This window comes from Vibrio ulleungensis (genome assembly GCF_016900875.1).
GTDB lineage: Bacteria > Pseudomonadota > Gammaproteobacteria > Enterobacterales > Vibrionaceae > Vibrio > Vibrio ulleungensis.
In genome coordinates, this window is the sequence record NZ_JAFEUM010000009.1 from 1 (window position 1) to 13,674 (window position 13,674).

The 13,674-nt window shown below is 45.3% G+C and carries 13 protein-coding genes; 2 read left to right on the top strand and 11 right to left on the bottom strand.

Annotation, left to right across the window (positions count from 1 at the left end):
• Nucleotides 1-606: 606 nt before the first annotated feature.
• From JQC93_RS17485 to zntR, 9 genes are all read right to left on the bottom strand, one after another.
• Nucleotides 607-1,383, bottom strand: coding sequence for a phosphoadenylyl-sulfate reductase (locus JQC93_RS17485; RefSeq protein WP_084885314.1), 777 nt, complete (start codon nt 1,381-1,383; stop codon nt 607-609).
• The gene (cysI, locus tag JQC93_RS17490) at nt 1,376-3,097 is read right to left on the bottom strand and encodes an assimilatory sulfite reductase (NADPH) hemoprotein subunit (protein WP_205159665.1); all 1,722 of its coding nucleotides are present in this window, start codon (nt 3,095-3,097) and stop codon (nt 1,376-1,378) included. Before cysI ends, JQC93_RS17485 begins: the two co-directional genes overlap by 8 nt.
• Nucleotides 3,097-4,950, bottom strand: a complete 1,854-nt coding sequence (locus JQC93_RS17495) for an assimilatory sulfite reductase (NADPH) flavoprotein subunit (protein ID WP_205159666.1) — start codon at nt 4,948-4,950, stop codon at nt 3,097-3,099. Before JQC93_RS17495 ends, cysI begins: the two co-directional genes overlap by 1 nt.
• 110 nt (nt 4,951-5,060) lie before the next feature.
• Complete coding sequence (locus JQC93_RS17500; RefSeq protein ID WP_084885320.1) at nt 5,061-5,291, bottom strand: hypothetical protein; 231 nt, start codon at nt 5,289-5,291, stop codon at nt 5,061-5,063.
• Nucleotides 5,292-5,403: 112 nt separating this feature from the next.
• Complete coding sequence (locus JQC93_RS17505) at nt 5,404-6,057, bottom strand: TIGR04219 family outer membrane beta-barrel protein (RefSeq protein ID WP_205159667.1); 654 nt, start codon at nt 6,055-6,057, stop codon at nt 5,404-5,406.
• Nucleotides 6,058-6,153: 96 nt separating this feature from the next.
• Nucleotides 6,154-6,363 (bottom strand): envelope stress response protein PspG, encoded by a 210-nt coding sequence (pspG, locus tag JQC93_RS17510; RefSeq protein ID WP_084885325.1) that lies wholly within the window; start codon nt 6,361-6,363, stop codon nt 6,154-6,156.
• A gap of 178 nt (nt 6,364-6,541) precedes the next feature.
• The gene (gene dusA / locus JQC93_RS17515; RefSeq protein ID WP_205159766.1) at nt 6,542-7,564 is read right to left on the bottom strand and encodes a tRNA dihydrouridine(20/20a) synthase DusA; all 1,023 of its coding nucleotides are present in this window, start codon (nt 7,562-7,564) and stop codon (nt 6,542-6,544) included.
• A gap of 133 nt (nt 7,565-7,697) precedes the next feature.
• Nucleotides 7,698-8,819: an SO_0444 family Cu/Zn efflux transporter gene (locus JQC93_RS17520; protein WP_205159668.1), complete on the bottom strand. Its 1,122-nt coding sequence runs from the start codon at nt 8,817-8,819 to the stop codon at nt 7,698-7,700.
• Nucleotides 8,816-9,241 carry a Zn(2+)-responsive transcriptional regulator gene (gene zntR, locus JQC93_RS17525; protein WP_328837046.1) on the bottom strand — a complete coding sequence of 142 codons (426 nt, stop codon included), beginning with the start codon at nt 9,239-9,241 and terminating at the stop codon, nt 8,816-8,818. Before zntR ends, JQC93_RS17520 begins: the two co-directional genes overlap by 4 nt.
• Nucleotides 9,242-9,548: 307 nt before the next feature.
• On the opposite strand from zntR, the gene purH reads away from it, so the two are divergent.
• The gene (gene purH, locus JQC93_RS17530) at nt 9,549-11,141 is read left to right on the top strand and encodes a bifunctional phosphoribosylaminoimidazolecarboxamide formyltransferase/IMP cyclohydrolase (RefSeq protein ID WP_205159669.1); all 1,593 of its coding nucleotides are present in this window, start codon (nt 9,549-9,551) and stop codon (nt 11,139-11,141) included.
• Between the two features lie 101 nt (nt 11,142-11,242).
• Nucleotides 11,243-12,532, top strand: a complete 1,290-nt coding sequence (gene purD / locus JQC93_RS17535; protein ID WP_205159670.1) for a phosphoribosylamine--glycine ligase — start codon at nt 11,243-11,245, stop codon at nt 12,530-12,532.
• Nucleotides 12,533-12,599: 67 nt separating this feature from the next.
• Here purD and JQC93_RS17540 read toward each other — a convergent pair whose 3' ends face one another.
• Nucleotides 12,600-13,295, bottom strand: a complete 696-nt coding sequence (locus JQC93_RS17540; RefSeq protein ID WP_205159671.1) for a DUF1481 domain-containing protein — start codon at nt 13,293-13,295, stop codon at nt 12,600-12,602.
• 40 nt (nt 13,296-13,335) lie between these two features.
• Entirely contained in the window at nt 13,336-13,608 is a 273-nt protein-coding gene (gene hupA / locus JQC93_RS17545) for a nucleoid-associated protein HU-alpha (protein ID WP_084885339.1), read from the bottom strand.
• Between the last annotated feature and the right edge of the window lie 66 nt (nt 13,609-13,674).

Sequence of the window (13,674 nt, forward strand, 5' to 3'; positions counted from 1 at the left end):
TTCAATTTAAAGTTTTTTGTGACTCAATGAATACTGACTTCAAAACTGTCCTTACTCGAAAGTAAGAAGTAATTTTAAAGCTATTATCGTTCCAACAGAACGATAATGAATTGACTGTGCCAAACGACTACTATCTATTAAAGAAAGAGCCATTCGTATTGGTCACTCAGTTCATTGAAATCAAGTTGATTCCGAGGAATCTATTTTGATTATCATCAACGAGTGCCCACACAGATTGATAGGTTTATATTGTTAAAGAGCGTTGTCCTTTCGAACGCCACTGAGGTCTCCCTCGAAGTGGACGGCCATTCTAGCGATTTGAGTCTCAGTGTCAAACACTTTTTTGAATTTATTTTCGAAACCGAATTTAAACTCAAATGACTCAGCCACTTGGCCTACTGATGCGGCTGAAGCGTTGTGCGCTCTACCGTGTTAGTGAGGCGGCATTATAGAGATCCGAATCACATTGGCAAGTGTTTTTTGAAGAAAAATGCAAAAAAATGGCTTTCAATGCAGATATTGCATGAAAGCCATTTTTATTCATATTTTCACTCAGCTTAATACCAAGTTTTCCACTGAGTTATCCACAATTGATGATTTTGAGGATCAAATACCGGATCCATATTGCTCATTGTCATCCTCATGAAGCCCACATTCACGCTTTAGTCCAAAGAATCGTGTTTCTTCTTCTTTCATGCCTGGTTGCCACTTCTGAGTCGTATGAGTATCACCAATAGACAAATACCCTTCTTCCTTAAGCGGGTGATAAGGAAGATCATGTTGCTCTAGGTAGTTATCTACATCGTCATTGGTCCAATCTATGATTGGCAGAAACTTAAAGACACCGTTTTGAATGGACAATATAGGAAGCTCTTTTCGAGAGCTAGACTGTTGACGCCTCAAACCCGAAAACCAAGTTGCTACATTTAACTCATCTAAAGCCCGACGCATCGGTTCGACTTTATTGAGTTTATTATAGAGGGCAAGACCTTCAGTCCCCTCTTCCCACAACTTTCCATATCGCGCTTCTTGCCAAGCCGTGCTGTATTGTGAGCGATACACTTTCAGGTTTAACCCCAAACGCTCTTGCAGCTGGTCTATAAACAAATAGGTCTCTGGAAATAGGTATCCAGTATCAGTCAAAATAACTGGGATATCGGGTTTCGCTTGTGTGAGCAAATGAAGCATCACCGCTCCCTGCACCCCGAAACTGGAGGATACCGCACTGACACCCTCTAGGTTTTCAAACGCCCATCGGATCCGTTCACTAGCAGATAGCTGCTCCAGTTCAACATTCAATTGAGCAAGACTGATGCTTTGCATTGTCTTGGTCATCGAGAGCAGCTCTGCTAACTTCGGTTTTGAAGCTACAGAGTTAAGCATAGAAATCCCTCTTAGAGATGAAGACTTCTTCAATGATGCCCGTACGAATAACGAAATCACCAAAAGCTTCGTTATCTTGTCGGCCAGCAGCCCAAAGGCCAATCATATGATCAAGTTCTTCTAAAATTTGCTTGTCCGTAATGTTCTCTTTATACATCTTAGGAACACGAGTACCCGCTTTATTACCACCTAGGTGCAAGTTGTAACGCCCAGGTGCTTTACCTACTAGGCCAACTTCAGCCAACATCGCACGGCCACATCCATTTGGACAACCTGTTATGCGCAAGATGATGCTGTCATCTTTTGGTAACTGATGTTTCTCTAAAAGCCCTTCTACATCGGTAACAAAACTTGGTAAGAAGCGTTCTGCTTCTGCCATCGCAAGCGGACAAGTTGGAAACGCCACACATGCCATCGAATTTTTGCGTTGCTCTGAGACTGCGGGGTCCATTAAGCCGTGTTCAATCGCAATTTTTTCGATTTTGGCTTTGTTAGACTTAGATACGCCCGCAACAATCAAGTTTTGGTTGGCTGTCATGCGAAAATCCCCTTTGTGGATTTTAGCGATTTCAGCAACACCCGTTTTAAGTGGCTTGTCTGGGAAGTCGAGTATCCGGCCGTTCTCTATAAAGAGAGCGAGATGATGCTTACCATCAATACCTTCCACCCAACCAATGCGATCGCCTCGCTCGTTAAATTCGTAAGGCTTACTTTCAGCAAACTCAATTCCTGCGCGTTTCTCGACTTCTGCTTTAAAGACATCAATACCGACACGATCTAAGGTGTACTTAGTTTTTGCGTTTTTACGATTTGAACGATTACCCCAATCTCGCTGGGTTGTGACTACTGCTGCAGCAATATCGAGCGTTTTTTCTAGTGGAATAAAACCAAAGTCGTCCGCGCGTCTTGGGTATGTAGAAGTGTCACCATGGGTCATGGCAAGACCACCACCCACTAACACGTTAAAGCCAATCAACTTCCCGTCTTTAGCAATTGCGACAAAGTTTAGATCGTTTGCATGCACATCCACATCATTTTGCGGAGGAATAACAACCGTCGTCTTAAACTTACGCGGTAAATAGTTGTTCCCTAGAATAGGTTCTTCAAACTCGGTCGTTTCAACTTTCTCACCGTCTAACCAGATCTCTGCGTAGGCTTGTGTCTTCGGCAGCAAGTGTTCACTGATTTTTGTTGCCCACTCATAAGCTTCCTTATGAAGCTCTGACTCTACAGGGTTAGTCGTACACAACACGTTTCGGTTTACATCACCTGCCGTTGCAATCGAATCAATACCGATACTGTTCAGGGTTTGGTGCATCAACTTAATGTTCGGCTTTAAAACACCATGAAACTGAAAAGTCTGGCGTGTGGTCAGACGGATACTGCCGTACAGGCTGCTTTCCGTGGCAAACTTATCAATCGCCAACCACTGTTTAGGCGTTATGACTCCACCAGGCATACGAGCACGTAGCATCACATTGTGAAGAGGCTCCAATTTTTGCTTGGTTCGTTCATTTCTAATATCACGGTCATCTTGCTGATACATACCGTGAAAACGGATCAGCTGGAAATTATCGGCAGTAAACCCACCGGTGATACGATCTTGAAGATCATTTTCGATCGTTCCACGTAAGAAATTACTTTGACCTTTAAGGCGCTCGTTATCGGACAATGGCCCCAATACTTCACCTAATACTTCTTGTTGCTGGCTCATTAGTACACATCCCTTTGATAACGTTTTTGTTTGCGAAGATCATTAATAAACTGTTCGGCTTGTTCGTCGTTGAGTCCACCTTCAGACGCGGCAATATCGATTAGTGCTTGGTGAACATCTTTAGCCATTCTTGTTGCGTCTCCACAAACGTATACATAGGCACCTTGCTGCAACCACTCCCACACTTGCTGAGCGTTCTCACGCAGGCGATCTTGCACATAGATTTTTTCTGCCTGATCTCGGCTAAAGGCTAAATCCAACTTCGACACGACACCAGATTTGAGGAATTTTTGCCATTCCACCTGATACAAAAAATCTTGAGTAAAGGTACGGTCACCAAAGAACAGCCAGTTTTTACCTTCCGCATCGCGGTTCTCGCGCTCTTGAACAAAACTGCGGAAAGGAGCAATACCGGTTCCTGGGCCGACCATAATCACAGGTGCTGAATCATCTGCTGGTAGCTTAAAGTTATTGTTGTGCTCAATGAACACTTTAACTGAATCGCCTTCTTCGAGTCGCTGCGCTAAAAATCCAGACGCTCCACCAACACGTGACTCGTCACCTTGTTGATATTCGACGACGCCTACAGTTAGGTGTACTTCATCTTCCACTTCTAACTGACTTGATGCGATGGAATACAGACGAGGCGTTAATTTACGTAACAGGCCAATTAGCTCAGTGGCTGATAGCTTGGTTTTCTTCTCACTCAACACATCAACAATCTGAGTATTTGAGGAATAATCTCGAAGTTTGTCTTTGTCTGCCACAAGCTTTTGAAGTTTTTTACTGCCAGAGAGCTCTGCGAACTTGGTGACCAATTGTGGGTTTGAAGAGGTAATTTCAAATTTACTCACAAGCGCACTATGAACCGATAAGCTTTCACCGTCCACTTCCACACTTTCTGCTCCAGAAAGAGAGACTTTTGAGAGTATCGACTTGGCTAGATCACTGCTGTTTTCAAACCAAACGCCCAATGCATCACCAGGTTGATAGGTCAGGCCTGAGCCTTCTAAATCAATTTCGATATGACGGACATCTTTACCAGAATCACGACCGGTAATTTTCTGATTAGTTAGCAAAGAAGCCGTATAAGGATTTTGCTTCGAGTAAATTGATGTCGTGGCAGCTTGTCCTACAGGTAACTGTACGATGTCAGCTTGCACGTCACTGGATAGCTCATCATTCACCTTAACCAAGGCTTGGTTAGACCAATCTTTGACAGCATCTTCGTAGTCAACATCACAATCAATTCGATCGATAAATGACGTTGCACCCAATTTAGTTAAGTACTCGTCAAAGTCTTTACCTGTTTGGCAGAAGAACTCGTAACTTGAATCCCCTAGTGCAACAACACCAAATTTTAGATTGGGTAGCTTAGGGGCTTTTTTCGATTGCAAGAACTCGTGCAACTCAATGGCGTTGTCAGGTGCTTCACCTTCACCGTTAGTTGATGCAACGATAATGACGTGTGTCTCTTTAGCAAGGTTCTTGCCCTTGTAGTCGCTAGCATCAAACAGCTCAACTTTTATACCTTGCGCCTTTGCTTGATGCTCTAGCGCTTCAGCAACACCCTTGGCGTTTCCAGTTTGAGATGCAAAAATAATGGTCAGCTTACCTGCAGGTGCAGGCGCGGCAGCTGCAACGGCAGCAGCAACTGGAGTTGGTTCGGCGACACCTCGTGCTAATGGAGTAACTTGAGCTTGGCTCAATCCCCAAAAGTATCCGCTGACCCACGCCAGCTGTTGAGGTGACAGCTCGGAAACCGTTTGTTGTAAATTGCCCAGTTGGTTATCACTGAGTGGACTTGCTAGCGCTGGCGCTTCAAGTTGATTGGTTGTTCCGTTAGAAGACATGTCACGACATCCTTATACATTGCGTGACGATAGATTAACCAACCCAGCTAATAACAATAAAGAATAGAAGTGAATGTTTTATAACTATTCGTTTCTAAAACCGATCTTTGTTACTCATTTTCAACCCTAACATGTTGAAAACCCACAGCCATTGCGAGTTTTGACGCACTGTCCAAATCGACGTAACTGCACTCCTCTCCGTGATTATCGGTGAGATGAACAAAGCCTCCATGTACATGACGAAACTCGACAAGCCATTGCCCCTCGGTGCTTGAAGGCTCAATAATGGCTTCCACCAACTGACTGTGGCGATATAAATTTCGCAATTCGTTTATAGTCATAATGATGCTCTTCCCTGCTATAAATTAAGCATGGTAGAAAATCTCGAATTTGCACATAAAAAAAACCGCCCCAGATGGGACGGCTCATAGAATTCCAATGCTTGAGGCATAGTTAGAACTTAATTGACGCACCTGCATACCAACCATGTGCAAAGCCATAGGGCTTTTCGCCAAAGTCTTTTAACACATAATCCAGCACTCGATATCCACCACGTAATCCAAGGCTTACTCTGTCGAGAGGAATATCATAATGCGCCCCTACTGTTAGGTCGGTGCTTTTCATACTGCTGGTGTCGGCAAAATCAAACTCTGAGATGAAGTGCAAATTGGTACTTGGAACGCGCACTCCCATGGCCGCAAACCAACTGAACACAGTATCGTCAAAGTCACCCTTGCTAGAGTCGCTGTACTCAAAATAACTGTTTGCGTAGTTTGACAGAGTGAAACCCGCATCGAACAACAAGTTTTCGGTGCGAAGTGGACGCCAATAAAACGTAAAGTCCGTCTTATCGTGTTTTAGTTTTGCAGTATCTATACCCGTGTAGCGCAAGCGAAAGTTTGGTACGTAGGCAATATCGTGTTCAATATCGGCATAAAAAGAAGGCAAGGTATCATCTTCATCTCTAACGTCGTTAATTTTCGTGCTTGCCCATATAGCATCAGCGGCAAGTTCTACGCTCCATGATTTCTGTTGTTCGGCAAAACTATTGAAGCTGCATAATGTTAGGGTGACTAACAGTGCGCTACCGGTAGACCAGTACTTCATCGAAAACTCCGTGTAATGAGTGATAGGTTGCATGCGTTCTTTAAATAGTAACACATTTCCCTATCACATCATCTGCGAAGGTGAGACATCTCACTGTTATCGTGGACAATACACATAGTTTTTAAAAAACCAGTAACCCACACCAATAACAATTAACCAAGGCAATAGTTTAAAGACTAGCCCCACCATCCCGAATAAGAAAAATATCGCTAGGCTTATTCCAAAGGCCGCAAACACCGTCATGGCAGTTAAACCGGTGAACATCAACGCGCCAACAAATACCATAAGAAAAAGAAATTCAAACATGCTTTCCTCCATATTGAGTTTGTTGTTCTAGTTTCTGAATAGAGGTATTGCACGAAGCCTGCCAAGATCTTAAAAACACATAAGTCATTGAATTAAAAATAAAAGAGCCCAGAAAGCTAAAGGTTAGCATTCTGGGCTCATAAATAGTCGAGCAAAATTTACCACCTAGTGGTGAAAATCACACATCCAGTTCCGCGGGGATTTTGGCCAGTGCAGCTTGCACCACTTCTAAACCCGACCCTTTCTTGTGCGCGTTTTCACTAATGTAGCGTCGCCATTGTCTCGCTCCTGGCATATTTTGAAATAAACCTAACATATGTCGTGTGATATGCCCTAAATAGGAACCATTTGCCAGCTGCTGCTCTATGTATGGGTACATCTCTTCAACGACTTGCTTACGCTTTTTAATTGGCGCCTCTAGTCCAAAGATACGCTGGTCAACATCGGCCAAAATATACGGATTCTGATACGCTTCACGGCCAACCATCACTCCATCCAAATGTTGTAAATGCTCTAGCGATTCATCCAGTGACTTAATGCCACCATTAAGAGCAATAGTAAGCTCAGGGAAGTCTTGCTTAAGTTGATAAGCCCTTGGGTAGTCCAGCGGCGGGATTTCGCGATTTTCTTTTGGGCTCAATCCACTTAACCAGGCTTTGCGCGCGTGAATAGTAAACTGATCGCAGCCACTTCTTTCGCTAACAAGCTGAATAAAGTGAGTGAGAAACTCATAGCTGTCGTGGTCATCGATGCCAATACGAGTTTTCACGGTAACAGGAATATCCACTTCGGCTTTCATTGCCGAGACACAATCTGCAACCAACTCGGGCTCACCCATTAAGATTGCGCCAAACTTTCCATTTTGAACGCGATCAGACGGACAACCAACATTGAGATTTATTTCGTCATAGCCACGCTCTTGCGCTAGCTTGGCACAGGTCGCCAAATCTTGTGGATTCGAGCCACCTAATTGAAGCGTTATGGGATGCTCTGGTTCACTGAACTTAAGAAAGTCACCTTTACCATGGATGATCGCTCCGGTAGTGACCATCTCGGTGTACAGCAAAGTTTGCGAGCTCAGCAGTCGATGGAAGTAGCGACAATGTCTATCCGTCCAATCGAGCATGGGTGCGACACTAAAACGGTGGTGAAGATACTTATCTGAATTCAGAATAATGTTGTTTGCCGATTGTGAAGGCATCATCGTTTGTTGTGTCATAGACCCGAACCCTTAATTTGCTAACTTGGTGTTCATCATCCACAGGTGCAGATGATGAATTTTCCGAGCGCGCATACTACACCTCTAGCGTGAGATATACAAAACTTCTGCTAGGTTAAGAATGCGCTGCGGGGCGTAAGTTAGCACTCATTTTTTGAATATAGACTCGAATCATTAATCCACCCAATAACACGGCAGAACCTATCGTCAGCCATGCAGGCAATAACTCTTCATGCAGCTGTGATATCGATACCACGCTGAATCCAAACTGAGCGACTAAATAGTCTGTTAAAAATCCAAAGACTAACGCTGTGCCGATCACCCCTATTAGGTAAGCCCATAACGCTCTCTTGCCTAACTCCTTACGCACTACTCCAATGGTCGCAATATTGGTTGCGGGGCCAGCTAACATGAACACCAGTACAGCGCCTGGGCTAATGCCCGACATTAATAAACCAGCGGCTATGGGGGTGGATGCCGTCGCACAGATATACATAGGAATACTGATCAGCACCATAAGCAGCATGCTCCAAATTGAGCCGCCCCATTGGGCTAAATAATCGGTTTCAACATAGGTTTGAATTAGGGCAGCAAAAAAGAGCCCTATCAGCAACCAAGTTGCAATATCTTTGACTAGATCAGTCGCCGCAAATTTTAACCCTCTTGAGAGCTTTTGCAGTGCGGTAAGTTTGGCTGGTGTTGATTGGCTGCTGCAGCATGAACTGGTTGCTTTTGCTTGCTGAGGAACTGAAACATCTTTTGTGTTTTTGCTGCTGCAACAACTGCTTTTGGCTGAACTTGAACATGTAGAGGCCTGCTGTTGTTTTATTTGCTGGCGCTGCTCGTCTTTGCCAACCAGTAGACCGGCCACAATGGCACTCGATATTGCCGCTATTGGCCTGATGATGGCCATAAAGGGCCCCATTAATGCGTACGAGACTGAAACTGAATCGATGCCGGTCTCTGGTGTTGCAACCAGAAACGACGTCGTTGCACTCTTAGAAGCACCACTTCGTCTCAATCCCATAGCCGCGGGAATCACGCCGCACGAACACAGCGGCAGTGGCGCGCCAATAAATGCGGCTTTTATTGTGGTCCCGGCACCCTTCCCACCCAAGTGACGCGTCAATAGATCCGTTGGGATCCACTCTTTTAACAGTCCAGCGATCACCAAACCCAATAGCATCCATGGCGCTGCTTCTAAAAAGAGATCGAAAAAGTGATTTAAAAAGCTCATAGTGTCACTCCTTTATCTACGCCGTTTAATGCTTCGAGTATGGAACAGTGCGTCGCAGGCTCTTCTCCGCCACAACACGAATCACCGAGCAGCTCCAGTGAGTGCTTAAAGCGCGTCAGTTCCTGAATGCGCTCTTCCACGTCCTTTTTTTTACTGTCCACTATCGCCTTAGTCTCAGAGCAGTGATGGTTTTGTCTGTCTACCTGAATCTCAAGCAGATCCGCTATTTCTTGCAGCGAAAAACCTACGCGTTTGGCTCGAATGATAAACGCCAGTTTCTCACTGTCAGATTCTGTGTAACTGCGATAACCGCTTTCTGAGCGCTGACTTGCGCGCAACAGCCCATTCTTTTCGTAAAACCGTAATGTATCTGCTTTGATAGCATGACGCTTGGCAAGCTCACCTATTTTCAACATCATCATATCCCTCGTTGATTCTGCCTAAAGTATAAACCTTAGAGTTACATCCAAGGTCAAGAGTTAGATGAAAAATGATTGTTTGGCCGTTAAATCATTGCTTTAAATATAAAATCCAAATTAGCAATCGATTGCGCGAGCTTTTTAATTTTCTTTTGGTTAGAATACGCGCCATAAACGGGTGCGATTTTTAAACAGTAAGGCTATTTGCCAAAGATTAAAGCATATTCAAGTTTAGCTAATGACTTGATTCAATTTGATTTTTGGCAACTATCTTTATCTCTAACTCGATGACTTTGAGGAACATGGCAGCATGACTATCGCTCGTCCTATCCGTCGCGCACTTATTAGCGTGTCAGACAAAACTGGTATTGTAGAATTCGCTCAAGCTTTGGCTGAGCGTGGTGTAGACATCCTATCCACTGGTGGCACTGCTCGCCTATTGGCAGAAAAAGGACTTACAGTCACAGAAGTGTCTGACTACACAGGGTTCCCAGAAATGATGGATGGCCGTGTAAAAACACTGCACCCAAAAGTGCACGGTGGTGTGCTAGGTCGTCGTGGCCAAGACGATGACGTGATGGAAACTCACGGCATTAACCCAATCGATATGGTAGTGGTAAACCTATACCCATTCGCAGAGACTGTGGCTAAAGAAGGCTGCACGCTGGCTGACGCAGTAGAAAACATCGATATCGGTGGACCTACCATGGTGCGCTCTGCCGCTAAAAACCACAAAGATGTGACGATTGTGGTTAACGCACAGGATTACGACCGCGTAATCACCGAAATGGACGAAAACGACAAGTCTCTGACTCTCGATACTCGTTTTGACCTAGCTATTGCGGCATTTGAACACACTGCAGCGTACGACGGAATGATTGCTAACTACTTTGGCACTATGGTCCCATCTTACGGTGACAACAAAGAAGGTGATGCAGAGTCTAAGTTCCCTCGCACCTTTAACCAGCAGTTCGAGAAGAAACAAGATATGCGCTACGGTGAGAACAGCCACCAAGCAGCGGCATTCTATGTGGAAGCAAATCCAGAAGAAGCGTCAGTGTCTACAGCGACTCAAATTCAAGGTAAAGCGCTTTCGTACAACAACATTGCTGACACAGACGCTGCATTGGAATGTGTTAAAGAGTTCGATGAGCCAGCTTGTGTGATTGTCAAACACGCTAACCCTTGTGGTGTTGCTCTGGGTGAAGACATCCTAGAAGCGTACAACCGTGCATATCAAACGGATCCAACATCAGCGTTTGGCGGCATCATCGCGTTCAACCGTGAGCTTGATGCAGCAACGGCTACTGCCATCACAGAGCGTCAATTTGTGGAAGTGATTATCGCACCGTCTGTTTCAGCCGAAGCGGTTGAAATTGTTGCAGCTAAGAAGAACCTACGTCTTCTTGAGTGTGGCCAGTGGAGCAGCAAAACAACGGGCTTCGATGTTAAGCGCGTCAATGGCGGCTTACTGGTACAAGATCGTGACCAAGGCATGGTCGATGCGTCAGACCTTAAAGTGGTCTCAAAACGCCAGCCTACCGAGGAAGAATTAAAAGATGCACTGTTTTGCTGGAAAGTGGCGAAGTACGTGAAGTCTAACGCTATCGTCTACTCGAAGGGCGATATGACCATTGGTGTAGGCGCTGGACAAATGAGCCGCGTTTACTCTGCAAAAATTGCTGGTATTAAAGCCGCTGACGAAGGTTTGCAAGTTGAAGGTTGTGTAATGGCATCCGACGCATTCTTCCCATTCCGTGATGGTATTGACGCTGCGGCAGAAGCGGGAATCAAGTGTGTGATCCAACCGGGCGGTTCAATGCGTGATGACGAAGTTATCGCAGCTGCAGATGAACATGGCATGGCAATGATCTTCACGGGTATGCGCCACTTCCGTCACTAATCGATGCGGCATAAATCGATCTAGACGTTAAATGAACAAATTGAGTATCAAGCCTCTCATTTATGAGGGGCTTTTGAGAATTTAAAACTTGAGGATTAAACATGAACGTATTAATCATCGGTGCAGGTGGTCGTGAACACGCACTTGGCTGGAAAGCAGCACAAAACACCAATGTCGATACCGTGTACATCGCACCAGGTAACGCAGGTACAGCACTTGAACCTAAACTAGAAAACGTTGATATCGGCGTTGAAGATATTGATGCGTTGGTTGCATTTGCAAAAGATAAAGCCATTGAACTTACCATCGTAGGTCCTGAAGCACCGTTGGTGATTGGTGTTGTCGATGCGTTTCGCAGCGCTGGGCTACCGATCTTCGGGCCAACAGAAGCGGCAGCGCAGCTAGAAGGCTCCAAGGCGTTCACCAAAGACTTTTTGGCACGTCATGCAATTCCAACTGGCGCCTATGCAAACTTCACTGAGATCGAACCTGCGCTCGCTTATGTACGCGAATGTGGTGCTCCTATTGTGGTGAAAGCCGATGGTCTTGCCGCAGGTAAAGGCGTGATTGTAGCAATGACGCTACAAGAAGCTGAAGATGCAATCAAAGACATGCTTGCAGGCAACGCGTTTGGTGAAGCAGGCAGTCGCGTAGTAATCGAAGAGTTTCTCGATGGTGAAGAAGCCAGCTTTATCGTGATGGTTGATGGCGAAAATGTACTACCAATGGCAACCAGCCAAGACCACAAACGCGTTGGCGACAAAGACACCGGTCCAAACACAGGCGGTATGGGCGCATACTCACCAGCGCCGGTTGTGACCCAAGAGATTCATAACCGCATTATGGATGAGGTGATCTACCCAACTGTACGTGGCATGGCCGCTGAAGGGAATCCATATACAGGTTTCTTGTACGCCGGCTTAATGATTGATAGCGACGGTACGCCAAAAGTTATCGAATACAACTGCCGCTTTGGCGACCCAGAAACACAACCTATTATGATGCGTATGCAATCTGACTTAGTTGAACTGTGCCTTGCGGCTATCGATAAAAAGCTGGATACCGCAGAATCAAAATGGGATCCTCGCGCGTCTATCGGTATCGTATTAGCTGCTGGTGGCTACCCTGCTTCTTACAATAAAGGTGATGTCATTTCTGGCTTGCCAACAGCAGAAGTCGAAGGTGAAAAAGTCTTCCACGCAGGAACCGCTGACAAAGACGGTAACGTAACTACTAACGGTGGGCGCGTATTGTGTGCCACTGCATTGGGTAACACCGTATCGGAAGCTCAAGCTCGCGCCTATGAGTTAACGAAGAAGATCAGTTGGGATGGCATGTTCCACCGCAACGACATTGGCTACCGCGCCATTGCCAGAGAGCAAGGCGAGTAAGTCCAAGCTAACAAGCTAAATAGACAAAAGGGCCTTTGAAGGCCCTTTTTTAATGCTTATGGATTGGCTAATCAGCCAACTGGGGGCGAGCGATACAATCGTAGCTCTCGTTTTGGATTAACAACAGATCGTCAACTTCGACCGTTTTTAGTTTGAGCTTTCCGACAAACGCCATGTAGCTGTCAAACTCAGAGAGTCGACTGATCACGAAAGAAGGCAAAGTCTGATTGAATGACAAACGCTCAAAGGTGTTGCCGTTGCAGGTCACAAACTTGCTACCATCCCAATAACCTTGAATAAGTTCGTACTGATTTCCAGCTTGCTTGGTCGTGAATTCAACCAAGGACTGTGCTTCGGATTTATATTGCTCAATCTGCGGTTGCGTCAACGGGATCACTTTTCGGCCAACCTGATATTTTTGATACACCGCTTCTCCAGCATCGCTAAAGCGAACTTCTACAGAGTAAGTAGCTAATCGGTTGTTAGCGTCGAGCTTTTCACCTTCACGCAGCACGCTGTGGAGTTTTTGGCCATTCCAAATGTATTCTGATTGATACCAACCATAATCGCCGGAAGTGACATAGTCAGAGGCAGAAACGGGGGTACTTAAGCGCTCGGTGTACCAGTACAAACTGGTGGCATCACCTTGGATCTGACCACCTGAATATTCAGTGATCTGAGATTGATTTTGAAGAGAGTTGGAAGTTGATGTACAGGCGGCTAAGCTAAATAGAGCTACGACACCAAACAGAAGTCTTTTCATAAAAATACGCCGAGTAGAAATCCACTCGGCGTATCTTACATTAATTTACAGCGTCTTTCAGCGCTTTACCTGCAGTAAACGCTGGAACGTTAGCTGCGGCAATTTGAATCTCTGCACCAGTTTTTGGGTTACGACCAGTGCGTGCTGCACGATGGTTTACTTTGAAAGTACCGAAACCGATAAGTTGAACTTGGTCGCCATCTTTAAGTGCGTCAGTTACACCGTCCAAAGTCGCTTCTAGTGCAGCTTTTGCTTGAGCCTTAGATAGATCTGCTTTTTCTGCAATAGCATCGATGAGTTGGGTTTTGTTCATCTGTATTCCCTTCTTGATTTTTTAAAGTTGTTAGTGAACTCGAAAGTCACTCTAATGCATAAACCC